This is a genomic window from uncultured Oxalicibacterium sp. (assembly GCF_913776015.1).
Lineage (GTDB): Bacteria > Pseudomonadota > Gammaproteobacteria > Burkholderiales > Burkholderiaceae_D > Oxalicibacterium.
Window position 1 is genome coordinate 22,170 of record NZ_CAJYMD010000007.1, and the last position, 24,640, is coordinate 46,809.

Annotated in this window: 20 protein-coding genes; 17 read left to right on the forward strand and 3 right to left on the reverse strand. The window is 55.7% G+C overall.

Annotation, left to right across the window (positions count from 1 at the left end; translation table 11 throughout):
* Nucleotides 1-13 precede the first annotated feature (13 nt).
* From smc to def, 4 genes are all read left to right on the forward strand, one after another.
* The gene (gene smc, locus QZ725_RS01280; RefSeq protein ID WP_293775702.1) at nucleotides 14-3,529 is read left to right on the forward strand and encodes a chromosome segregation protein SMC; all 3,516 of its coding nucleotides are present in this window, start codon (nucleotides 14-16) and stop codon (nucleotides 3,527-3,529) included.
* A gap of 328 nt (nucleotides 3,530-3,857) precedes the next feature.
* The gene (locus QZ725_RS01285; protein WP_293775703.1) at nucleotides 3,858-4,970 is read left to right on the forward strand and encodes a cell division protein ZipA C-terminal FtsZ-binding domain-containing protein; all 1,113 of its coding nucleotides are present in this window, start codon (nucleotides 3,858-3,860) and stop codon (nucleotides 4,968-4,970) included.
* 6 nt (nucleotides 4,971-4,976) lie between these two features.
* On the forward strand, nucleotides 4,977-7,052 hold the full coding sequence (ligA, locus tag QZ725_RS01290) for an NAD-dependent DNA ligase LigA (RefSeq protein ID WP_293775705.1): 2,076 nt from the start codon (nucleotides 4,977-4,979) through the stop codon (nucleotides 7,050-7,052).
* A 29-nt stretch (nucleotides 7,053-7,081) separates the two neighbouring features.
* On the forward strand, nucleotides 7,082-7,618 hold the full coding sequence (gene def / locus QZ725_RS01295; RefSeq protein ID WP_293775706.1) for a peptide deformylase: 537 nt from the start codon (nucleotides 7,082-7,084) through the stop codon (nucleotides 7,616-7,618).
* 50 nt (nucleotides 7,619-7,668) lie between these two features.
* On the opposite strand, the gene QZ725_RS01300 is transcribed toward def, so the two are convergent.
* Genes QZ725_RS01300 through map form a run of 3 tightly spaced genes read right to left on the reverse strand, consistent with a single transcriptional unit; the run spans nucleotide 7,669 to nucleotide 11,855 of the window.
* A complete protein-coding gene (locus tag QZ725_RS01300; RefSeq protein ID WP_293775708.1) occupies nucleotides 7,669-8,415 on the reverse strand; it encodes a pseudouridine synthase in 747 nt (248 codons plus the stop codon).
* A 54-nt stretch (nucleotides 8,416-8,469) separates the two neighbouring features.
* On the reverse strand, nucleotides 8,470-11,022 hold the full coding sequence (locus tag QZ725_RS01305) for a [protein-PII] uridylyltransferase (RefSeq protein WP_293775710.1): 2,553 nt from the start codon (nucleotides 11,020-11,022) through the stop codon (nucleotides 8,470-8,472).
* A gap of 2 nt (nucleotides 11,023-11,024) precedes the next feature.
* Nucleotides 11,025-11,855 carry a type I methionyl aminopeptidase gene (gene map, locus QZ725_RS01310; protein WP_293775712.1) on the reverse strand — a complete coding sequence of 277 codons (831 nt, stop codon included), beginning with the start codon at nucleotides 11,853-11,855 and terminating at the stop codon, nucleotides 11,025-11,027.
* Between the two features lie 254 nt (nucleotides 11,856-12,109).
* On the opposite strand from map, the gene rpsB reads away from it, so the two are divergent.
* From rpsB to lpxA, 13 genes are all read left to right on the forward strand, one after another.
* The gene (gene rpsB, locus QZ725_RS01315; protein WP_293775713.1) at nucleotides 12,110-12,856 is read left to right on the forward strand and encodes a 30S ribosomal protein S2; all 747 of its coding nucleotides are present in this window, start codon (nucleotides 12,110-12,112) and stop codon (nucleotides 12,854-12,856) included.
* 155 nt (nucleotides 12,857-13,011) lie between these two features.
* Nucleotides 13,012-13,893 carry a translation elongation factor Ts gene (gene tsf / locus QZ725_RS01320; protein WP_293775715.1) on the forward strand — a complete coding sequence of 294 codons (882 nt, stop codon included), beginning with the start codon at nucleotides 13,012-13,014 and terminating at the stop codon, nucleotides 13,891-13,893.
* A 183-nt stretch (nucleotides 13,894-14,076) separates the two neighbouring features.
* Nucleotides 14,077-14,793: a UMP kinase gene (gene pyrH / locus QZ725_RS01325; protein WP_293775716.1), complete on the forward strand. Its 717-nt coding sequence runs from the start codon at nucleotides 14,077-14,079 to the stop codon at nucleotides 14,791-14,793.
* Between the two features lie 74 nt (nucleotides 14,794-14,867).
* On the forward strand, nucleotides 14,868-15,428 hold the full coding sequence (gene frr / locus QZ725_RS01330) for a ribosome recycling factor (protein ID WP_293775717.1): 561 nt from the start codon (nucleotides 14,868-14,870) through the stop codon (nucleotides 15,426-15,428).
* Nucleotides 15,429-15,477: 49 nt separating this feature from the next.
* Entirely contained in the window at nucleotides 15,478-16,245 is a 768-nt protein-coding gene (gene uppS / locus QZ725_RS01335; protein WP_293775718.1) for a polyprenyl diphosphate synthase, read from the forward strand.
* A complete protein-coding gene (locus QZ725_RS01340; RefSeq protein ID WP_293775719.1) occupies nucleotides 16,239-17,057 on the forward strand; it encodes a phosphatidate cytidylyltransferase in 819 nt (272 codons plus the stop codon). Before uppS ends, QZ725_RS01340 begins: the two co-directional genes overlap by 7 nt.
* A gap of 7 nt (nucleotides 17,058-17,064) precedes the next feature.
* Nucleotides 17,065-18,237 carry a 1-deoxy-D-xylulose-5-phosphate reductoisomerase gene (ispC, locus tag QZ725_RS01345; protein WP_293775721.1) on the forward strand — a complete coding sequence of 391 codons (1,173 nt, stop codon included), beginning with the start codon at nucleotides 17,065-17,067 and terminating at the stop codon, nucleotides 18,235-18,237.
* Complete coding sequence (gene rseP / locus QZ725_RS01350; RefSeq protein ID WP_293775723.1) at nucleotides 18,234-19,598, forward strand: RIP metalloprotease RseP; 1,365 nt, start codon at nucleotides 18,234-18,236, stop codon at nucleotides 19,596-19,598. The genes ispC and rseP overlap by 4 nt, the downstream gene beginning before the upstream one ends.
* A gap of 49 nt (nucleotides 19,599-19,647) precedes the next feature.
* Nucleotides 19,648-22,032, forward strand: coding sequence for an outer membrane protein assembly factor BamA (gene bamA, locus QZ725_RS01355; protein ID WP_293775724.1), 2,385 nt, complete (start codon nucleotides 19,648-19,650; stop codon nucleotides 22,030-22,032).
* Between the two features lie 82 nt (nucleotides 22,033-22,114).
* Nucleotides 22,115-22,606: an OmpH family outer membrane protein gene (locus tag QZ725_RS01360; RefSeq protein WP_293775731.1), complete on the forward strand. Its 492-nt coding sequence runs from the start codon at nucleotides 22,115-22,117 to the stop codon at nucleotides 22,604-22,606.
* Between the two features lie 14 nt (nucleotides 22,607-22,620).
* Nucleotides 22,621-23,661, forward strand: a complete 1,041-nt coding sequence (gene lpxD, locus QZ725_RS01365; RefSeq protein WP_293775725.1) for a UDP-3-O-(3-hydroxymyristoyl)glucosamine N-acyltransferase — start codon at nucleotides 22,621-22,623, stop codon at nucleotides 23,659-23,661.
* A gap of 19 nt (nucleotides 23,662-23,680) precedes the next feature.
* Complete coding sequence (gene fabZ / locus QZ725_RS01370) at nucleotides 23,681-24,166, forward strand: 3-hydroxyacyl-ACP dehydratase FabZ (RefSeq protein ID WP_293775726.1); 486 nt, start codon at nucleotides 23,681-23,683, stop codon at nucleotides 24,164-24,166.
* A 4-nt stretch (nucleotides 24,167-24,170) separates the two neighbouring features.
* A partial coding sequence (gene lpxA, locus QZ725_RS01375) for an acyl-ACP--UDP-N-acetylglucosamine O-acyltransferase (protein WP_293775727.1) occupies nucleotides 24,171-24,640 on the forward strand: 470 nt, incomplete at its 3' end.

Here is a 24,640-nt window from a genome sequence, read left to right on the forward strand (position 1 = left end):
AACGGTCGATAACGTGCGCTTAACTTCCATTAAATTGTCTGGATTCAAGTCTTTTGTCGATCCGACGAATTTTCAGGTGCCGGGGCAACTGGTCGGCGTCGTCGGTCCCAACGGTTGCGGCAAGTCCAACATCATCGATGCGGTGCGCTGGGTACTGGGCGAATCCAAGGCGTCGGAACTGCGCGGCGAATCGATGCAGGATGTCATTTTCAATGGTTCCACGCATCGCAAACCGGCCGGGCGTTCGTCCGTCGAGCTCGTATTCGACAATGCTGATGGCAAGGCAGCCGGCCAATGGAGCCAGTACGCTGAAATTGCCGTCAAACGTACGCTGACGCGCGACGGTACTTCGACCTATTACATCAACAATCAGGCGGTGCGCCGTCGCGATATTCAGGACATCTTCCTCGGCACCGGCCTTGGCCCGCGTGCTTACGCCATCATCGGACAGGGCATGATTTCGCGCATCATCGAGGCGCGCCCCGAAGAGTTGCGTATTTTCCTTGAAGAGGCTGCCGGCGTTTCCAAGTACAAGGAACGTCGTCGCGAAACCGAAAATCGCCTGCAGGACACGCGCGAGAATCTGTTGCGGGTCGAAGACATTCTGCGCGAGCTGAATGCCAACCTCGAAAAATTGCAGGGTCAGGCTGCCGTTGCCCAGAAATTCCACGAACTGCAAGCCGAGCAGGACGAGAAGCAGAAGTTGCTCTGGCTGCTGCGCAAGAACGAAGCCAAGACCGAGCAGGAAAAATTCTTCCGCGATATCGAAAGAGCGCAGATCGATCTGGAAGAGCAGACAGCCAAGCTGCGCCATGTCGAAGCCGAACTCGAACATCTGCGCCTGTCGCATTACGCGGCGGGCGATCGCATGCATCAGGCGCAAGGGCACCTGTATCAGACCAATTCCGAGATCGGCAGTCTGGAAGCGCAGATCAAGTTCGTCATCGAATCGCGCACGCGCTTGCAAGCGCAACTGAATTCCCTGACGGCGCAACGCGATCAGTGGCAACGCCAGGGCACGCAATTCCAGGAAGATCTGGCCGAAGCCGAGCTGCAACTCGAAGAGCAGGCCATGCGTGTCGAACAGGCGCAGGAAACGGCGCAACGCGAGAACGATCGCGTGCCGGCGATGGAACAGGACTGGCGCGAAGCGCAACTCAAGACGACCGAATCACGCAGCCGCATCATGCAGGCGCAGCAACAGATCGAACTGGAGTCTGCACATCAACGCAATGCGTCGAACATCCTGTCGAATCTGGCGACGCGTCGCGAGCGTCTCTCGCAGGAAAAGCAGGGCCTGCATCTGCCAGACTCCACGCATCTGTCGAACCTGAAGATGCAACTGGAAGAAAAGCAGGCGACGCTGGAAGAAGCAACGGCACAACTGGAAGAAGCGCAGGCGCAACTGCCAAAGCTCGAAGAAGAGCGTCGCACTGCACAGCAGCAGGTCAATACCGAAACGGCCAACAATGCACAGCTCGAAGCACGGCTGTCTGCCCTGAAGCAATTGCAGGAAAACGTGCAGACGCAAGGCAAGGTGCAACCTTGGTTGCAGAAGCACGAACTCGGCGAGTTGCCGCGCCTCTGGCAAAAGCTGCAAATCGATCAGGGTTGGGAAACTGCGCTGGAATCCGTTTTGCGCGAGCGCACGTCGGCGCTGGAAATGTCCAATCTCGATTGGGCCAAGGCCTTTTTCAACGATGCGCCACCCGCCAAGCTCGCGCTGTTTTCACCCAATGCCGTAGCAGCGACAGCCAACGAACCGGTCGCCGGTCTCAAACCGTTTCTGAGCCTGTTGCAACTCAACGATCCGGGCTTGCGCGCATTGATGCAGGATTGGCTACATAACGTCTATGTGGCCGACGATACGGCAGCAGCTTTTGTCGATCGTAACAAGTTGCCGGCAGGTGCCTGCTTTGTCACGCGACAGGGTCACGTGATCGGTCGCTCCAGCGTGCGTTTCTATGCTTCCGACTCCGAGCAAGATGGCATGCTGGCACGCCAGCAGGAAATCGAAAACATCACCAAGCAGTTGCGTGCGCAGCAGATGCTGGCCGATGAAGCGCGTTCACGCGCCGTGCGTGCCGAATCCGCACTGACACAAGCTACGCAACGCCTGCAGGAAATTCGCCAGCGCGTGCAATTGCTGACGCAAAACGTGCATGGCTTGCAGATCGATGTGATGAAACAATCTGAAGTGCAGGAGCGCTTCAACCAGCGCAGTTCGCAGATCACGGCCGATTTGGAAGAGATCGCGGCGCAGGAAGCCGAGCAGCAGATGATCAAGGCGGAATCCGAAGCCAAGTTCGAGCAGCTTGATGCCGAACTGGCGGAACTGCAGGAAACGCATGAACACGGGCAGACCGATTATCTGAGCAAGGAGCAGCAACTCAACGATGTGCGCCAGCGCGTGCGCGAACTCGAACGTGCGGCGCAGGAAGCCGAATTCGCCGAGAAGTCGCAGCGCAACAAGATCGAGGAACTCAAGCGCAATATCGCCACCGCCCTGGAACAGGCTGCGCAGTTGTTCGCCAACATGCAGCAGGGTTCGCTCGAACTCGAAAGCCTTGACGATCAGGCTGCACAGGCCGGTTTGCAAAGTCTGCTCGACAAGCGTAGCGAACAGGAACGCGCGCTGGCCGATGCGCGCCATGAACTCGATCAATTGACGCAAACCTTGCGCGGTCACGATGAGTCGCGCCTGCAGGCTGAACGCAGCCTGCAACCGATTCGTGATCGCATCACGGAATTGCAACTGAAGGAACAGGCGGCTCGCCTGAATCAGGAACAATACGCGCAACAACTTGCCGAAGCACAGGCCGATGAAGCGGCGCTGGCAGAAAAGCTCAATCCCGACATGCGTCCTTCGTATTTGCAGGGCGAGGTTACGCGTCTGACGAACGCGATTTCAGGCTTGGGCGCAGTCAATCTGGCCGCATTGGATGAACTGGCTGCGGCGTCGGAACGCAAGAATTTCCTCGATGCGCAAAACGCGGATCTGACGGAAGCCATCACGACGCTGGAAGATGCAATCAACAAGATCGACAAGGAAACGCGCGAATTGCTGCAGGACACTTTCGACAAGGTCAACAAGCACTTCGGCGAACTGTTCCCGATCCTGTTTGGTGGTGGGCAGGCCAAGCTGATCATGACCGGCGAAGAAATTCTGGATTCCGGTGTACAGGTCATGGCGCAGCCGCCGGGCAAGAAGAACGCGACGATTCACCTGCTGTCAGGTGGAGAAAAGGCGCTGACAGCGACGGCGCTGGTGTTCTCGATGTTCCAGTTGAATCCGGCACCGTTCTGTCTGCTAGACGAGGTGGATGCGCCGCTGGATGACGCCAATACCGAGCGCTTCTGCAACATGGTCAAACGCATGTCGTCGCATACGCAGTTCCTCTTCATCTCGCATAACAAGATCGCGATGGAGATGGCGCAGCAGCTGATTGGCGTGACCATGCAGGAACAGGGTGTGTCACGTATCGTGGCGGTGGACATGGAGTCTGCCGCGGATTTTGCGACTGCGTGATACGGACGTCACGAAGATGGCGCCGGAAAAAATGTTTCGGTGCGGTCGGCTGAATGGATGCTGACGGCGTTAAGCAGGTGAAGGAATAGGGCAACGCGGTTGCGGTGAGCGGGTTGCTTTGTAGTACTCTTTGCAATACGTGCTTCGAAAGCAATGGCAAGAACAATGACAATGCAGTACGCAGTGCATGCCGCTGGCAGCTCCCGGTCTTGCCGGTCGAGCCGAAATGGCAGCGCCGCCTAATTTATGGATACGCAATGAATCGATTTGTTTTTCAGAATGAAGAAGCTGGCTTGATGATGGGCACCACGATGAAAGGCGGTGTCGCATGACTGACCTGCAAGCCAGCCTGATCGCCATTGGTGGTGTCATTGTCGTCGGCGTCATCGCCTACAACAAATGGCAGGAGCACAAGGCCAAGAAAAGTGTGGAGCGTGCTTTTTCTTCCTCCCACGACGATGTGCTGATGGGCGCATCGAGTGCGCCGGTTTCTGTGGGCGAACGGCAGGAGCCGCATTTTTCGCAGCACGATATGGAAGCCGTGCAGCAGGAGTCGATAGCGCAGGATGTGCCTGCCGATGTCCATGCAGCCGAAGCACCGCTCGATGAAAGCACGCCTGTCGAAAGCATCAATCTGGCGGAAGAAAAGGAATTGCCCGTCGATTACCTGATCGATTGCACGGTACCGCTGACGTTGTCGTCACAACTGCGTGGCGAGAAGGTGCTGGCAGCGACCCAATCGCTGCGCTCGGTGGGCGGCAAGCCGATTCATTTTGTCGGTCAGCGTGTCGATGGTGGCTGGGAAGCCATCACGCATGGCAGCATCTACAAATCCTTGACGGCTGGCGTGCAGTTGGCCAATCGCAACAATGCGCTCAATGAACTCGAATATTCCGAATTCGTGATGCGTCTGCGTCAGATTTGTGACGATTTCGATGCCGATCCCGATGTGCCGGACATGACCGAAGTTATGGTAACGGCGCGCTCGCTGCATCATTTCGTTGCCGAGCATGATGCCAAGCTTGGTATCAACGTGCAGTCCAAGGGCGCGCCGTGGTCGGTGACGACGCTTCTGTCTGCGCTCGAACGCCAAGGCTTCGATGTGCGCCCAGAAGGACGTTTGGTGATGCCGGATGGCGATGGCGGCGTGCTGTTTTCGCTGTCCACCAATGTTACGTTGGCGGAAGAAACCACGAACCGCCTCACGCTCTTGCTCGATGTGCCGGTCGTATCGCCATCGCGTGACGGCTTCGGCGCGATGGTGGCTTGTGCACGTTCGCTGGCCTCGCGCCTCGATGGCGCGGTGGTCGATGATGGCGGCCAGCCATTGTCTGACGAAGTACTGGCGGAAATCGCCGGACAGATCGACGCCTTCTATGCCGATATGGAATCGTCTGATATTCCTGCCGGTTCAACACGCGCGCTACGCCTGTTCAATTAATTAAAAATGCAAGCTGATCTGTTTTCTGCCGGATCGCAGACTGCTCCGGAGGAGCCGGATGCCAGCGATCCGCCTGCACGTGCTGCCTGGCTGCGGCACGAACTCAATCGCCACAATTACGCCTACCACGTCCTCGATGACCCGACTGTACCCGATGCCGAGTACGACAAGATGTTTCGGGAGTTGCAGGATATCGAAGCGATCCATCCGGAATTGCTGGTACACGATTCGCCTACCCAACGAGTCGGTGCACTGGCACTGACGCCTTTTCCGCAAGTGACGCATACGGTGCCCATGCTGTCGCTAGGGAACGGTTTCGAGGATGACGATATCGTCAACTTCGATCGTCGGGTGCGCGATGGTCTGGAGAGCTTGCAGGAAGTCGAGTATGCGACCGAGCTGAAATTCGATGGCCTGGCGATCAATCTGCGTTATGAAAACGGTGTGCTGGTTGAAGCGGCGACGCGCGGCGATGGCTATACCGGCGAAAACGTGACCGCCAATATTCGCACCGTGCAGGCGATTCCCTTACGTCTGCAAACCGCTCATCCACCGGCATTGCTCGACATTCGCGGTGAAGTCATGATGTACAAAGCCGATCTGGCGAAGCTCAATGCGCGCCAGCGTGAAGCCGGCGGCAAGGAATTCGCCAATCCGCGAAATGCAGCGGCCGGCAGCTTGCGGCAACTTGATTCGCGCATCACGGCGCAGCGCACCTTGCGTTTTTTTGCCTATGGCATCGGTGGATTGGAAGGTGCGGATATGCCGGCGTCCCATTCGGCATTGCTCGATTGGTACGCTTCGATGAACGTACCGGTCTGTGCTGAGCGTGCCGTGGTGAAAGACGCAGCGGGTTTGCTGGATTTCTATCGGCGCATCGGTGAAAAGCGTGAAGGCCTGCCGTATGAAATCGACGGTGTGGTTTACAAGGTCAATCGCGCCGATCAGCAGCGCCAGCTTGGTTTCGTATCGCGCGCCCCGCGCTTTGCGATTGCGCACAAATTCCCGGCGCAGGAAGCCTTGACAACGGTGCAGGACATCGAAGTACAGGTCGGACGCACCGGGGCGATCACACCGGTCGCACGTCTCGCGCCTGTGTTGGTTGGCGGCGTGACGGTGACAAATGCGACCTTGCACAATGAAGATGAAGTGCGTCGCAAGGATATACGGATCGGCGATACGGTGACGGTCCGACGTGCCGGCGATGTCATTCCCGAGGTACTGGCGTACGTGCCGGAAATGCGGCCTGCCGATGCACGGCAGTTTGTCATGCCGACCGCGTGCCCGGTTTGCGGTTCGCCTGTGGTTCGTCCCGAAGATGAGGCGGTTGCGCGCTGTTCCGGCGGCTGGGTCAAATGCGCCGCGCAGCGCAAGGGCGGTTTGCTGCATTTCGTGTCGCGTCGTGCGATGGATATCGAAGGCATGGGCGACCAGTTGATCGAGCAACTGGTGGACAAGCACATCATCACGACGGCCGCCGATCTCTACAAACTCGGGTTTCGTGCACTGGCCGAACTCGATCGCATGGCAGACAAGTCGGCGCAAAACGTCATGGCTGCCCTGGAAAAATCCAAGAGCACGACGCTGGCGCGTTTCATCTACGCGCTGGGCATCCGCCATGTCGGCGAGGCGACGGCAAAGGAGCTGGCACGTCACTTCGGCAATCTTGATGCGGTGCTTGTCGCCAGCGAAGAGCAATTGCTGGAAGTAGCTGATGTTGGTCCCGTCGTTGCAACGTCGATTCGCAACTTTCTCGACGATACCATGAATGCGGAGCTGATCGAGCAATTGCGTGCAGCGGGCGTGCACTGGCCCGAACATGTGGTGGAAAGCACGCCGAAGCCGTTCGCCGGCAAAACCTTCGTGCTGACCGGCACGCTGCCGACACTCAAGCGTGATGAGGCGGCTGCGAAGATCGAGGTGGCAGGCGGCAAGGTGGCCGGCTCCGTGTCGAAGAATACGCATTACGTCGTCGCTGGCGAAGAGGCCGGTAGCAAGCTGCTAAAGGCGCAGGAGCTTGGTGTTGCCGTACTCGATGAAGAAGGTTTTCTGAATTTGCTGGCCAATCCGCCAGCAGCATGATCGTAATGCAATCAACCAAGGAATGAGGCATGGCCGTTCGTGAAATCCTGAAAATGGGCGATCCGCGCCTGTTGCGTGTGGCGGAGCCGGTAGCGCATTTTGATACGCCAGAATTGCACGCCTTGATCGCCGACATGTTCGATACCATGCATGCCGCCAATGGTGCCGGACTGGCCGCGCCACAAATCGGTGTCAACTTGCGTGTCGTGATTTATGGGTTCAAGCAGAATGTTCGCTATCCCGATGCGCCAGCGGTTCCCGAGACAGTACTCATCAATCCGCGCTTGCAGCCTTTGTCGGCGACCCGTGACGAAGCGTGGGAAGGTTGTCTTTCGGTGCCGGGTATGCGCGGCGTGGTGCCACGTTTTTTAGCCTTGCACTACGAAGGATTTGATCAGTACGGCAAGGCAATCAGTCGCGACGCGGACGGATTCCATGCACGCGTCGTGCAGCATGAATGCGATCACCTCGATGGCATTCTCTATCCGATGCGGATTGAGGATTTCTCGAAATTCGGTTTCACCGAAGTGCTGTTTCCCGAACTCGACCCCAACGACGACGACTGAGGTACGCCAAGCGCGTGATGCGCATTGATGCAGGACAGATCGAAGTTAAATCAGAACTGCTCGTCTTCGCGCAGATAACGCCACTGGCCGACCGGCAGGTCGCCAAGGCGTACCTTGCCGATGCGCACACGTTTCAAACCAAGCACCTTGAGCCCCACGATATCGCACATGCGACGAATCTGGCGCTTCTTGCCTTCCTTCAGCACAAAGCTCAGCTGATCTTCGTTCTGCCAGCGGACTTTCGCCGGCAACAGCTTTTTACCATCCAGACTCAAGCCGTGGTTGAGTCGGCGTAAATCGGCTTCCGGCAGGGTGCCCGGTTTGGTGTATTGCACACGTACCAGATATTCCTTTTCGACCGAGGTGTCTTCGCCGATCAATTGCTTGGCGATACGGCCATCCTGCGTCAGCACCAGCAGGCCGACCGAATCGATATCGAGACGTCCTGCAGGGACCAGACTGCGCAACTGGCTCGGATGAAACTGGATTGCTGCCGTGTCTTCCTTCCAGCGTGCTTCCGGGCGTACCAGCACGGAAGCCGGCTTGTAGCCATCCTCGGCCTGGCCACTCACATAGCCAACCGGCTTGTTGATAAGGATGGTGACACGCTTGCTTTGTTCGGCTGCAGCCTGCCGTTCGACTGTCACGCGTTGCGATGGCAGGATTTTTGTGCCGAGTTCGGAAACCACCTTGCCGTCCACGCGCACCCAGCCGCGCGCGATCCATTCGTCGGCTTCGCGGCGCGAGCACAGGCCGAGTTCAGACATGCGTTTGGAAAGGCGGAGCGGTTCGTTCATGGCAACAAAAGAGAAGAAAAGGTGAGGCGAGAATGGCTGGTGTTTCGTCGAGGATCAGACCCGTAATACGTCGAGCAATTCGCTTTCGAGCTGAATCTGGCTGCGTGCATTGTTGAGCACGGCGCCATCGACAAGAAAGATATCTTCCACGCGTTCGCCCAAAGTCATGATCTTGGCGGTATGCAGATTGACCTTGTGACGTGCAAGCACATTGGCAATCGAATACAGCAAGCCATTACGGTCATTGGCGGAAACGGTCAGCAGGTAATACTGCCCGCGTTCATCGGGGCGCAGATCGACGGTCGGTGTGGCCGGGAAGTTGCGCGACAGGCGCGACAGCCGACCCTTGATCGGCGACGGCAGGTTTTCCTGTGTACTCAGGACTTCGCCGAGTTCGTGTTCGATCAGGCTGATCAAATCACGATAATTCTTGGCAAACAGCGGATCGGTAATGAGGAAGGTATCGAGCGCATAACCGTGCTTGGTTGTATGAATCTTGGCATCGAGAATGCTGAAGTTCTTGCGATCGAAATAGCTGCAGATACGTGCGAACAGATCAGACTGATCTTTCACATACACCGTCACTTGCAATCCTTCACCAATTGGCGACAGGCGGCATTTGACAACGGGTTCTTTGCTGTCGATGCGATCGTAAAGCGTACGCGTTTGCCATGCGATATCCGAGGCATCGTGACGCAGGAAATAGACGACATCCAACTGTTCCCACAGTTTTTTGTATGCATCTTCCGGCAGGGCATACAAGCGCAAATTGGCAAGCGCATCTTCCTGCCGCTTTTTCAATTCGCGTTCTGCCGAAGGAGCCTGGCCATCGAACACGCGCGCCGTCATCTTGTAGAGATCTTCGAGCAGCTTGCCTTTCCACGCATTCCATACCTTCGGGCTGGTGCCGCGAATGTCGGCCACCGTCAGCAGATAGAGTGCGGTGAGGTGACGTTCGTCTTTCACTACATCGGCAAAATGACGGATCACATCGGGGTCGGACAAATCCTGCTTCTGTGCAACCTGCGACATCGTCAGGTGATTTTCGACGAGGAAGACCACGAGTTCGGTATCTTCCTTTGACAGGCCGTGATCAACGCAGAAATCCTCCGCATCCTGCATGCCGAGCTTGGAGTGATCGCCGCCACGGCCTTTGGCAATGTCATGGAAGAGTGCGGCGATGTACAACAGCCACGGCTTGTTGAAATCGGCAGCGAGCTGGCTGCAGAACGGATATTCGTGTGCGTGCTCGCTGAGCATGAAGCGCCGCACATTGCGCACCACCATCATGATGTGCTGATCCACGGTGTAGACGTGGAACAGGTCATGCTGCATCTGGCCGACGATGTCGCGGAAGTTCGGCAGATAACGACCGAGGATGCTGGTCTGGTTCATGCGGCGCAATGCATGCGTGATGCCCTGCGGTGCCTGAAGAATTTGCAGGAAAAGGGCACGATTGGCCGGATCACGACGGAACTTATTGTCGATCTTGAAGCGTGAGTGCCAGAGCGCACGCAAGGTACGCGCCGTCATGCCTTTCAATTGAGGATGCAGGGCAGTCAACAGAAACACTTCAAGCATGGCCGATGGCGTTTCATCGAAGGTATGGTCGTCGGCAATGTCGATAAAACCATTGACCTCGTTAAAGCGCGCATTGATGGCGACTGGCGACGTCATCTGCGGGAACAAGCGTTCCTCGATGTTCTGCAGCAGGATCGTGTTGAGTTGCGTGACGGCTTTGGCGGCGCGATAGTAGCGCTGCATCAGATATTCGCTGGCGCGACGCGTGCTCGTATTCTTGAAACCGATCGATTCAGCAATCGCGGTTTGCACGTCGAACACCAGACGGTCTTCATGCCGATTGGTAACGATGTGCAGACGAATGCGCACTTCCTTGAGCGCACGTTCATTCTGCTTGAGCTGACGGGCTTCGGTCGGGGTGAGCAGATCGCGTTCCGCCAGTTCGCGCCACGAATTCCCCAAACCGGCCGCCTTGGCGACCCACAAGATGACTTGCAGATCGCGCAAGCCCCCCGGACTTTCCTTGCAGTTGGGTTCGAGGCTGTAGGGCGTGTCTTCGTACTTGGCGTGGCGTTGTCGCAGTTCGAGTGTCTTGGCTTGAAAGAAGGCATGCGGATCCATTGCCGCATCGCACTGCGTTTTCAGCGTTTGAAACAACGTTTCGTTGCCCTTAATCAGACGTGCTTCGAGCAAACTGGTTTGCACGGTGATGTCGGCCTTGGCTTCGCTTAGGCATTCGTCAACGGTACGGATGCTATGACCGATTTCGAGACCGATATCCCAGAACAGTTGAACCAGTTCTTCCAGCTTGCCCTGGAGTTCGGTATCCGGCTCGCTATCGAGCAGGATCAGCACATCCACGTCTGAATGCGGAAACAGTTCGCCGCGGCCATAGCCGCCTACCGCGACCAGTGCGGCGCTCTGTGGTAACGCAAATGCGGTCCATGCTTTTATCAATGCGGCATCAACGCTGTCCTTCAGCGAAGTGAGCAGCAATTCTGCCTTGCCACTCTTGAGGAAACGATCAATGACACGTTGACGCTCGGTTTTGAGCTGTTCCTTCAGAGAGAGGGCAAGTGACGTCATGATCAGGCGTCGATGGCTTGAGGTTGTGCGTTCGTGATGAATGCCGGCGGTGCTGGTGTGCCGGCGGATTGCGTGAGAATTTCGTAGCCGGTTTCCGTCACGAGCACGGTGTGTTCCCATTGTGCCGACAGGCTGCGATCCTTGGTCTTGATGGTCCAGCCATCGCCCATTTCGCGAATTTCACGACGACCCGCATTGATCATCGGTTCCACGGTGAAAATCATGCCGGCGGCAAGTTTTTCAAGCGTGCCGGGACGGCCGTAATGCAGTACTTGCGGTTCTTCATGGAAAATCTTGCCGATGCCGTGGCCGCAGAATTCGCGCACGACGCTGTAGCCGGCTTTTTCTGCATGCTGCTGGATAACATGGCCGATATCGCCCAGATGCGCACCCGGCGTGATCTTCGAAATGCCGAGCCACATGCATTCGTAGGTGATTTCGGTCAGGCGTTTGGCGAGAATCGATGGTTCGCCAATGTAGAACATGCGGCTCGTGTCACCGTGGTAGCCATCCTTGATGACGGTGACGTCGATGTTGAGTACATCGCCATTCTTGAGTACCTTGTCGCCAGGAATGCCGTGACAGATTACATCGTTGACCGAGGTGCAGACCGATTTCGGATAGGGCGTGTAACCGGGCGGGCAGTAGTTGAGCGGTGCCGGGATCGTGCCTTGCACGTTGATCATGTACTCGTGACAGAGCCGATCGAGTTCACCAGTGGTGACGCCCGGCTTGACGAATGGTGTGATGTAGTCGAGCACTTCGGAGGCGAGTCGCCCTGCGATGCGCATGCCGGCGATGTCTTCCGCCGTTTTGATGGAAATATTGCCCATAGGAATCTGCAAAGTTGCTGAAATGCCAGCATTGAGGAATCAAACAAGTATGAATTATAGACGAGGCTGCCCAATGGCGTCGCTTCTTGCCAATTGCGGTACTTGAAACAGCGGCCGGTTATAGAGTAGAATCTCGGGCTGCCCGGAAAGGTTTCGGGCAGTTTTTGTAAATCGCGAATCCGTTCCCAAAGGGTGCTCCCGCCAAAAAAGTGAGGGCGACTGAGCGGATTTCAGACCTAACCCTGGAGAAATTCATGTCCGTTACCATGCGTGAAATGCTGGAAGCCGGTGTCCACTTCGGTCACCAAACGCGCTTCTGGAACCCAAAGATGGCCCCATTCATTTTCGGTCATCGCAACAAGATTCATATCGTCAACCTGGAAAAAACCCTGGGTATGTACCAGGAGGCGATGAAGTACATTCGTCAACTGTCGTCCAATCGTGGCACCGTGCTGTTCGTCGGTACCAAGCGTCAGGCACGTGAGCTGATCGCTGCCGAAGCACAACGTGCCGGCATGCCTTACGTTGATCAACGCTGGCTCGGCGGCATGCTGACCAACTTCAAGACGATCAAGACCTCGATCAAGCGTCTGAAGGAAATGGAAGCTGCCATCGAAGACGGTTCCGTCGACAAGCTCAGCAAAAAAGAAGCGCTGATGTTCGAGCGTGAAAAAATCAAGCTGGAAAAATCGATTGGCGGTATCAAGGATATGGGTGGCATTCCTGACGCGATCTTCGTGATCGACGTTGGCTACCACAAAGGCGCCATCACCGAAGCCGCGAAACTGGGTATCCCGGTCATCGGCGTGGTCGATACCAACCACTCGCCAGAAGGCGTGACCTACGTCATCCCTGGTAACGACGATTCGTCAAAAGCCATCACGCTGTACGCTCGTGGCGTTGCGGATGCAATCCTCGAAGGTCGTGCCAATGCGGCAACCGATCTGGTCGAATCGATCAAGGGCGGCGATGATTTCGTTGAGGTTGAAGAGCAGGCGTAATCCCTGTCTCTGATGGCTCGCGCATCAGGATGAAAGGGGCAACGATCGTTCGCCCCTTTTTTTTAAGCGAATTTTTGAATAGATATTTCGAACACGATATTGAACGTGTCGGAATGAAAGACGTCTGAGAGACGTCATTTGCAAGGAGATTTGTAATGGCAGCAATTACAGCAGCAATGGTTGGTGAACTGCGCGCACGTACCGATGCGCCAATGATGGAATGCAAAAAGGCACTGACGGAGGCTGATGGCGACATGGAACGTGCGGAAGAGATTCTGCGCGTCAAGCTGGGCAGCAAGGCATCGAAAGCCGCTTCGCGCGTGACCGCTGAAGGCGTGATCGCCACCTACGTTGCCGGCAACGTGGGCGCGATGGTCGAAGTCAACTGCGAAACCGACTTTGTTACCAAGAACGACGATTTCCTGGCGTTTGCCAATGCCGTTGCCAAGGCAGCAGCTGAAGCCAATCCAGCAGACGTGGCCGCACTGGCAAACGTCAAAATCGGCGACAAGACCGCCGAAGAAACCCGTACCGAACTGATCGGTCGTATCGGTGAAAACATGTCGATCCGCCGCTTCGTGCGTTTCGACACGACCGGCAAACTGGCTTCGTACCTGCACGGTACGCGTATCGGCGTCATGGTCGATTTCGACGGCGCGGAAGAGCAGGTTGGTAAAGACGTGGCAATGCACATTGCTGCAATGAAACCGGTTGCTCTGGGTACTGCTGACGTGCCAGCCGATCTGATCGCCAAGGAGCGTTCGGTTGCCGAGCAAAAGGCTGCTGAATCCGGCAAGCCGGCTGACATCGTCACCAAGATGGTCGAAGGTTCGGTGCAGAAATACCTGAAGGAAGTTTCCCTGCTGAATCAATCGTTCGTCAAGAACGACAAGCAGACTGTCGAACAAATGCTGAAAGAAGCAAAAACTACGGTGAAATCGTTCACGATGTTCGTGGTTGGTGAAGGCATCGAGAAGAAACAGGATGACTTTGCCGCCGAGGTTGCGGCGCAGGTAGCAGCAGCAAAACAGGCGTAATAAAAAAATCGGGCCGAAAGGCCCGTTTTTTTCGCATCATCCAGTATGCTTTCGCTTTGACAAACGATGAAGCTTTAACCGTTTTGTCCATGCGAACAAAAATGCAGCAAACCGTCTTGCGGGACGGTCGTCATAAACAATAAAACTGTTCGGAAGAGCCGGACAAGACAAGGAATACAGCCCATGACAACTCCAGCATACAAGCGCGTTCTCCTCAAGCTTTCGGGTGAAGCGTTGATGGGAGACGATGCTTATGGAATCAATCGGGCTACGATCGAACGGATGGTGGCCGATGTCTCTGAAGTGGCGAAACTGGGTGTTGAACTCGCCATCGTGATTGGTGGTGGCAATATTTTCCGTGGTGTTGCACCGGGTGCGCAGGGAATGGATCGTGCGACAGCCGATTACATGGGCATGCTGGCCACCGTGATGAATTCGCTGGCGCTGGCCGATGCCATGCGTCAGGCCGGTTTGACGGCACGTGTGATGTCGGCAATCGGTATCGAACAGGTCGTCGAGCCTTACGTGCGTCCGAAGGCATTGCAGTATCTCGAAGAAGGCAAGGTCGTGGTCTTTGCAGCCGGTACCGGCAATCCGTTCTTCACGACGGATACCGCGGCAGCTTTGCGCGGTGCGGAGATCGGTGCCGAGATCGTGCTCAAGGCGACCAAAGTCGACGGGGTGTACAGCGCCGATCCAAACAAGGATGCTTCTGCCACGCGTTACTCGACCATCACGTTCGATGAAGCCATTGCCAAGCATTTGCAGGTGATGGACGCCACGGCATTTGCGTTATGCCGCGATCAGCGCCTGCCGATCAAGGTGTTTTCGATCACCAAGCCTGGTGCGCTCAAGCGCCTGATCATGGGCGAGGATGAGGGTACGCTGGTTCACGTTTGATCGCGCTTGCCTTCCGATTGCAAAGGGAAGGCCTGATGAAATACGGATTCAATAGCAGTAAAAAGGAGTAGTAAATGTCTGTTGCAGATGCAAAAAAGACCGCCGAGCAAAAAATGCAAAAGTCCATCGAGACGCTCAAGGCGGATTTGGCAAAGGTTCGTACCGGCCGTGCACACGTCGGCATCCTCGATCATGTGATGGTCGAATACTATGGCAACCCAACGGCGCTGAATCAGGTCGCCAGCCTGACGCTGATCGATGCGCGTACCATCGGTGTGCAGCCTTTTGAAAAGAAAATGGGCGCCGTGATCGAGAAGGCAATTCGCGAAGCCGATCTGGGCCTGAATCCTTCGTCGCAAGGCGATCTGATTCGCGTGCCGACGCCACCGCTGAATGAAGAGCGCCGCAAGGAAATGGTGAAGCTGGTCAAGACCGAAGCCGAAGATGCAAAGATTGCGATCCGCAACATTCGTCGTGATGCCAACGAGAGCCTGAAGAAGCTGGTGAAAGACAAGGCCTGCTCCGAAGACGACGAGCGTCGCGCACAAGACGACATCCAGAAATTGACCGACAAGTTTGTTGCCGAAGTCGACAAGCTGGTGGTCGAAAAGGAAAAAGAGGTCATGACGGTGTGACGCCGTCTTTGCCTGTGTTTTCCCTTCATTCCAGCCTGATCGCCCTTACATGACGTCCAAGAGTTCAACCGAGATCGTGCCGGAGGTTTCTTCCGTGCCACGCCACATCGCCATCATCATGGATGGCAACGGACGCTGGGCGACCAAGCGGTTCATGCCGCGCGTGGCGGGTCACGTCAAAGGCGTGGAGGCCGTGCGCGGCGTGGTGGAGGCGTGTGCGCGACAAGGCGTGGAATACGTGACCTTCTTTGCCTTTAGCTCCGAAAATTGGCGTCGCCCCGCGGATGAGGTGTCGACGTTGATGCGCTTGTTCGTTACAGCGCTGGAGCGTGAAGTTTCCAAGATGCATGCCAATGGCATTCGTCTCAAAATCGTGGGAGATCTCGGTCGTTTTGATGAAAAGCTTCAAAAGCTCATCCAGAATGCCGAACGCAAGACGGCAGACAATACCGGTTTGACTGTAACCGTCTGCGCCAATTATGGCGGGCGTTGGGACATCATGCAGGCAGTCAATCGCATGGTGGCAGAAAATCCGGGTGCTTCAGATTTCAGCGAGGCACAACTTTCTCCTTATCTGGCATTGGCCTATGCGCCCGAGCCTGACCTGTTTATCCGCACCGGCGGGGAAGAGCGCATTTCGAATTTCCTGCTGTGGCAACTGGCGTATTCCGAACTCTACTTCACCGATACCTACTGGCCGGACTTCGATGCCGAGGCACTAGAGCTGGCGATTGATTCTTATCGTCAACGCGAGCGTCGTTTCGGCCGTACCAGCCAGCAAGTGGTCGAGCAAAGGGAGGCGGTAGCCAAATGCTGAGAACGCGCATCATCACGGCAGTCGTCCTGCTGATCATTCTTCTGGCGGTTCTCTTGTCCGGTTCCTGGCTTGCGTTTGCCGTGCTGACAGGCGTGTTTTTTGCAGTCGCTGCGTGGGAGTGCCTGCGCCTGTTCGGCAACAAGAGCCCGGTGGCGGGGACCGTCATCTGGATTGCGGCGTTTGTGTGGCTCGTTTATAGCCAAAGCTTCAATCAAAACATGGTGTTGCCGGGTATTTGCGTGGCGATCTGGGCGTTGCGTTTGACGCCCTCCCTGGGCTTTGGCCTGCCGCCGCTGGAAAGTATTACTAACAAGCTGTTGACCGGGCTGTACGGGATTGCACTACTGGGCGCTTTTCTGGCAATCCTCGCGCTGTTTGAGCGCTCTGTCCTCTACATGTTTTCCGTCATGGTGCTGGTATGGATTGCCGATATTGGCGCCTATTTCAGCGGCAAGGCATTCGGCAAACGCAAGCTTGCACCGTCCATTTCGCCCGGCAAATCCTGGGAAGGCGCAATCGGCGGCGGCGTTCTCGTCTTGCTGGCCGGTTTTGGTTCGATTTTCGTACCAGCCTTGCGCGATACGTTTGCCGTGAGTCTGTACCACTCGTGGGGCGTGGCCGGTATGGTTCTGATACTGACGCTCTTGGTCGCTGCCAGTATTGTTGGCGATTTGTTCGAATCGCAGCTCAAGCGCCGCGCCGGGATGAAGGACAGCAGTAATCTGCTTCCAGGACACGGTGGCGTGCTGGATCGGCTGGATGCGCTGATTCCCACCGTGCCGTTGGCGGTACTCGTCTGCCACTGGATGTAAGGTCTTCATGCAGCACATCACCATTCTCGGTTCGACCGGGTCCATCGGCGTCTCGACGCTGGATGTCATTGCGCGCCATCCCGAGCGCTATCGCGTCTTTGCCCTGACAGCACAAAATCGCGTCGAAGAACTCGCCGATCAATGCGTGCGCTTTCACCCCCAACTGGCCGTGGTAGGCACGTCTGAAGCTGCTTCGCGTTTACAGCAACTGCTGGACGGTAAGGGCGTTGCCACGCAGGTAATGCATGGCGAGCAGGCGTTGTGCGAGGTTGCCAGCGCATCCGCCTGCACGACGGTCATGGCCGCCATTGTCGGCGGTGCTGGCTTGGCCCCCAGTTTGGCGGCCGCACGTGCCGGCAAGCGCGTTTTGCTGGCGAACAAGGAAGCACTGGTGATGTCTGGCAGCTTGTTCATGGACGCCGTGAAAACCAGCGGTGCCGTGCTGATGCCCATCGATAGCGAACACAATGCGATTTTTCAGTGCCTGCCACAGGATTACTCGCGTGTACCCGAAGCGCATGGTATTTCGCGTATCTTGCTCACGGCATCGGGCGGGCCGTTTCTCACGCGTCCGCTCGATACGCTGGATAGCGTCACTTGTGCCGAAGCTGTAGCGCATCCGAAGTGGGTGATGGGCCGCAAGATTTCCGTCGATTCCGCCACGATGATGAACAAAGGCCTGGAAGTCATCGAGGCGCATTATCTGTTTGGGGTGCCGGCAGACGATATCGAAGTGGTGATTCACCCGCAAAGCGTGGTGCATTCCATGGTGTCGTATGTGGATGGTTCGGTACTGGCGGAATTGGGAAATCCCGATATGCGCACGCCGATTGCCCATGCACTTGCTTATCCGGAACGGATTGCTTCCGGTGTGGCGCCGCTGGATCTCATGCAGATTGCCAATCTGAGTTTTATGGCCCCGGACTTCGCACGTTTTCCGTGCCTGAAACTGGCGTATGATGCATTGCGCGCTGGCGGTTCTGCGCCGGCTTTGTTGAATGCGGCCAATGAAGTGGCGGTACAGGCGTTTCTCGATGAGCGCATCGGCTTCCGCAAGATCGATGCACTGATTGCGCAAGTCATGGATGCACTGCCTGTCTGCAACGTCGATACCATCGAGAGCGTATTCGAGCAGGACCGTCTGGCTCGTGATCTGGCCGAAAAACTGATACTGCAATGACCCTGCTGCAAACCATCCTCGCTTTTGCTGTTGTGCTCGGTGTATTGATCATCGTGCATGAGCTTGGGCATTACCTTGTGGCACGTTGGTGTGGTGTGAAGGTGCTGCGTTTTTCGGTCGGAATGGGCAAGGTGATTTATTCGCGTCGCGTGGGGCCGGACCAGACCGAGTGGGCTGTTTCCATCCTGCCTCTTGGCGGCTACGTGAAAATGCTCGATGCGCGCGATCATGACGGCTTGCCCTTGAGTCCGGAAGAGCGCAAGCGCGAGTTCACCAGTCAATCCGTCTGGCGCCGTATCGCCATTGTGGCTGCCGGGCCGATCGCTAATTTCCTGTTGGCTATTCTGGTTTTTGCCGCGCTGTTCGTGCATGGCATTCCCGAACCTTCCACCAAATTGCGTGCGCCTGCCGAGCAGACTGTTGCGGGGCAATCCGGTTTGCGTGGCGGCGATCACATCATTGCCGTTAACGGCAAGCCGGTGCATGTCTGGAACGATCTGCGCTGGGCGATGGTGCAAGCTGTCGTAGATCGTCAGCCGGCGAAATTCGATGTGCAACGGGGCGGTGCATCTGCTGGCGAGCAAAGCGTACAAGCCATCGTCATGCCGGTCGCATCCATCAGCACGGAAGAACTGGAAGGCGATTTCCTCGGCAAGCTGGGTCTGGATGTGGCGCGCCCACCTGCGGTATTGGGCAAGGTTGTGCCGGATGGACCGGCGCAACGTGCCGGTTTGCAGGAGGGAGATCTGGTGCAGGCCATTGATGGCAAGCGCATCAATGATGGCTTGATGCTGGTTGAGACTGTACGTGCGGCGGCAGGCAAGACCTTGACTCTCGATGTGTTGCGTGAAGGTCAGGCACGATCGGTGTCGCTGGTGCCGGACGTCGTTGAGCAGGATGGACAGCGATTCGGTCGTATCAAGGTCGAAGTGCCGATGATGCCGGAGATGGTGACCGAAGGCAGTAATCCATTGGTCGCCCTTTGGAAAGGTGTCGTCAAAACCTGGGATACGGCAACCATGACGCTCAAGATGGTCGGCAAGATGATCATCGGCGAAGTCTCATGGAAAAACGTAACAGGTCCAATCACGATCGCTGATTACGCCGGACAGACGGCACGCATAGGACTCGTCAGTTATTTGAGCTTTATCGCCTTCGTCAGTATCAGCCTGGGCGTGATGAATCTCCTCCCCATTCCAGTGCTGGATGGGGGGCATTTGCTGTATTATGCTGTGGAAGTTTTAACTGGTCGTCCAGTCTCCGAGCGTGTGAGCGCAGTCGCACAGCGGGCAGGCATAGGAATTCTGATGACCCTGATGCTGGTTGCTGTCTTCAATGACATCAACCGGCTTGTTTCTTGAGCGCCGCGCGCTGCGTTGCGTCTGACAGGTAACCTAATCTCAACACCCAATGAAATTCTATTCAGAGCGCTTTTCCTTGCCAATTTTCCCTCGTCGTATCGTCGCCATTGCCGCCTTCGCTCTTTGCTCGAGCTACGCTCAGGCGGCGGATCCTTTCACCGTCAAGGACATTCGCGTAGAAGGCATTCAACGTACCGAAGCCGGCACGGTGTTCAGTTATTTGCCGGTACGTGTGGGCGATACTTTCACCGATGAAAAAGGCGCGGATGCGATTCGTGCGCTGTACGCAACCGGCTTTTTCAAGGATGTGCGCATCGAGGTGGAAGGCAATGTCCTGGTGGTATTCGTCGAAGAGCGTCCTGCCATTGCGACTGTGGAGTTCACCGGTACCAAGGAATTCGACAAGGATCAGCTGAAAAAGGCACTCAAGGAAATTGGTGTTGGCGAGTCGCGTATCTATGACAAGGCATTGGTCGATCGCGCCGAACAGGAGTTGAAGCGCCAGTACCTTTCGCGCGGCTTGTATGGTGTGTCGATCACCACGACCGTGACACCGCTCGAACGCAACCGCGTTGCCGTCAACTTTGCTATTGAAGAAGGCGATCCGGCTCGTATCAAGAGCATCAACGTCATCGGTGCCAAGGCTTACAGCGAGAAAGAACTGGTCAAGAACATGACCCTGACCACGCCAGGCTGGTTTACGTGGTTCTCGAAGAACGATCAGTACTCGAAGCAAAAACTGGCTGGTGATCTGGACAAGCTGAAGGCGTTCTATCAGAACAATGGCTTCATCGAGATGCGTGTCGATTCGACGCAGGTATCGATTTCGCCAGACAAGAAAGATATTTTCATTACCGTCAATATCACCGAAGGTGAGAAATACAAGGTTTCCGACGTCAAGCTCGAAGGAGACCTGCTGGGACGTGAGAGCGAACTGAAATCGCTGGTGCAGTTGAAGGCGGGCGATGTCTATTCGGGCGCGAAACTGACGGCCAGCACCAAGGCAATTTCTGATCGCATGGGTAATTTTGGCTATGCATTTGCCAACGTGAATGCCAATCCGCAGATCGATCGCGAAAAGAACGAAGTTGCCTTCACGATCATGGTTGATCCTGGCAAGCGTGTCTATGTGCGTAACATCAATATCAGTGGCAATACCAAGACGCGTGACGAAGTGATTCGTCGTGAAATGCGTCAGTATGAAAATTCCTGGTATGACGGTGAAAAAATCAAGCTTTCGCGTGATCGCATTGATCGTCTCGATTATTTCACCGAAGTCACGCTTGAAACTCCGGATGTTCCCGGTACGACCGATCAAGTGGACGTGAATGTCGGCGTGACGGAAAAGCCAACCGGTAACATCATGCTGGGCGCCGGTTTCTCCAGCAGTGAAAAGCTCATGCTGAGCGGTTCGATCAATCAGGCCAATGCATTCGGCAGTGGTAATACGATTGGCCTGGACGTGAATACCAGCCGTCTGAATCGTACGATCGCTGTGTCGAGCACGAATCCGTATTTCACAGAAGATGGTATCAGCCGTAGCTATGAAGTCTTTACGCGTACGACGCGTCCGCCAACTACTTCTACTGGTGACTATCGTTTCCGCAGTACGGGTGCCAATGTAAAGTTCGGTGTGCCGTTTTCGGAAGTTGATCGTGTGTTCTTCGGTGTTGGGGTAGAGCGCACTGACGTAGAGGTATATCAAGGCTTGAGCAATTATCGTACAAGTCCACAGCGCTTCCTCGATTATGTCGCACGCATGGATCCTAGCCAAAAAGCTGCGATTGAAGCAGGTACGGCTGGTAAGTATTCAGCATCTGCTACAGGTGTGCCATTGACTGTGGCTTGGCAACGTGACAGCCGTGATAGCGCTCTTGTGCCAACTCGCGGACGCTATCAGCGTGCCAACTTCGAAGTATCGCCAGCGGGTGATTCGAAGTATTACCGTACGACTTACCAGCAACAGTATTTCCTGCCCCTGTTCAGCTTCAGCACGTTGGCGCTGAATGGTGAGCTCAACTACGGTAAGGGTATTGGTGGAAATGGCTACCCGATCTTCAAGAACTTCTATGCCGGCGGTATTGGTTCTGTGCGTGGCTATGAAAGTGCATCCCTTGGCCCGAAAGCTAGTAATGGCGATCCCCTGGGCGGCTCTTCCCGTATCATCCTGAATGCAGAATTGCAATTTCCGTTTCCTGGTTCGGGAACGGACCGTACATTGCGCTGGTTCATCTTTACCGATGCGGGTAACGTTTACGATGGCAATTTCGGCGGAGATCTCAAGTATTCGGCTGGCCTCGGTTTAAGCTGGGTATCTCCGATCGGACCTCTGAAGTTGAGTTTCGGCAAGCCGTTGAACCCGAACAAAAGTTCGTTGGCTACGGAACGAGATCGCTCCCAAGCGTTCCAATTCCAGTTGGGAACAGGCTTCTGATCATCTAGGGCATAATAGCCAGCCGGTGATCGACACATGAAATGCGGAGATTAATTTGAAGTCCACAATCACATCATCAGTTATCAAGAAAAGTGCAGCGGTAATCGTTGCCGGTTTTTGTCTTGTTTCCACTGCGCAATCGCAGGAAACCCGTATTGGTTTCATCAGCACGGAGCGTGTCTTCCGTGAAGCTGCACCGTACAAGGCAGCCCAAGTCAAGCTGGAGCAGGAATTTGCCAAGCGCCAGAAAGAATTGCAGGACATGGCAAATCGCTTGAAAACCGCGGCTGACAAGTTCGACAAGGATGCGCCAGTTTTGTCCGAGTCGGACCGTGCGCGCCGTCAGCGTGAATTGTCCGAAATGGATCGTGATTTTCAGCGTGCTCAACGTGAATTCAAGGAAGATCTGAATCAGCGTCGTAACGAGGAAACCGCATCTGCTATCGACAAGACCAATCGTGTCATCAAGCAGATCGCCGAAGCGGAAAAATACGACATCGTCCTGCAGGAAGCTGCCTATGTCAGCAACCGCATCGATATCACCGACAAAGTCATCAAGGCTTTGGGTAAATAAATAACAAGGCAACCATGAGCACTCGACTGGGAGACTTGGTCGAACGCTTGGGTGGCAGGTTGATAGGCAATGCCGACCAGACTGTGGTCGGCATTGCGCCATTAAGCGATGCCGATTCATCGCACATCACCTTTCTTTCCAATCCCAAGTTAAGAACACAGGCTGCGCAGACCAAGGCAGCATGTCTAATCCTGTCCGAAAAGGATCACGAAGCAATCGCGGATTTTGCCGGCGCACGCATTGTGACCGCCAATCCGTACGCCTATTTTGCACACGTCGCGCAATTCTTTGCGACTTTGCATACGCCGGCAAGATCTCCTGGCGCGCATGCTACGGCGGTGATCAGCCCGAGTGCACGAGTGGCCGCGTCTGCCGTGGTCGGTGCACATGTATTTATCGACGATGGTGCAGTCGTCGAAGATGATTGCACCATCGAGGCTGGTTGCGTGCTGGGACGCAACGTGCGAGTGGGCAAGGGGACATTGTTTCATCCGCGTGTCACGTTTCTCGATGGTTGTTCGATCGGCCAGCGCGGCATCATTCATTCGGGTGCCGTGATCGGTGCCGATGGCTTCGGTTTTGCCAACGAAAGCGGCAAGTGGGTGAAGATTCCTCAGACAGGGGCTGTGCGCATCGGTGATGACGTGGAAATCGGTGCCAATACGACCATTGACCGCGGTGCGCTCGCCGACACGATCATCGAAGAAGGCGTCAAGCTCGATAACCAGATTCAGATCGGCCACAATTGTCATATCGGCGCACATACGGCGATGGCAGGTTGTGTAGGTGTCGCTGGCAGCGCCATCATCGGCAAATACTGCACTTTTGGCGGTGCGGCCATGATCCTCGGCCATCTCACGATTGCCGACAAGGTACATATTTCTTCCGGTAGCCTGGTTTCGCGCTCGATCAGTGAGCCGGGGCAATACACGGGCATCTATCCGCTAGCAAAAAATGCCGACTGGGAAAAATCAGCGGTTATCGTGCGCAATTTGTCGTCAATGCGTGAGAAAATCCGGGATCTCGAAAAAACCATCCAGTCGCTTGGCGAATAACGTAACAACAGAACGATAAATGAACACACCAGTCAGTAAAACGCTCGATATCAACCTGATCAAACAATACCTGCCGCATCGTTATCCGCTGCTGCTGGTTGATCGCGTGTTGAACTGGGAGTCGGGCAAATCGATCACGGCCATCAAGAACGTGACCGCAAATGAAGAGTTTTTTAACGGGCACTTCCCGCACAAGCCGGTTATGCCGGGCGTGCTGATGATCGAGGCACTGGCGCAGACAGCTGCCTTGCTTTCCTTCCTGACGATGGGCCTCAAGCCAGATGACAATAGCGTGGTCTATTTTGTCGGTATCGACGGTGCGCGTTTCAAGCGTCCGGTCGAGCCGGGCGATCAACTGAAAATGGATGTACAAATCCTGCGTAATGCACGCGGTATCTGGAAGTACAGTGCAGTCGGTACCGTCGATGGTCAGGTCGCGCTGGAAGCCGAACTGATGTGCACGATGCGTACGATCAACGATACGGCGCAGCCTGCGGGGCAGTAGGCAGATGGCGATCCATCCGACAGCTCTGGTCGATGCCAATGCCATCATCGATTCGTCCGTAGAGATCGGTGCGTATTCGGTCATCGGGCCGCATGTGCGTATTGGTGCCGGTACGGTCATCGGGCCGCATGTCGTCATCGAAGGCCACACCACGATTGGCGCAAAAAATCATATTTTCCAGTTTGCCTCGATCGGTGCTGCACCGCAGGACAAGAAGTATGCGGGTGAGCCGACACAACTGATCATCGGTGACGGCAATACGATCCGTGAATTCGTCACCATCAATCTGGGTACGGTACAGGATGGCGGCATCACGCGCCTGGGCAGCAACAACTGGATCATGGCATACGTGCACATTGCGCACGATTGCCAGCTTGGCGACAACATCATTCTGGCCAACAACGCCACCCTGGCAGGGCACGTGCATCTTGGTGACTGGGTCTTCCTCGGCGGTTTTACTTCGGTACACCAGTT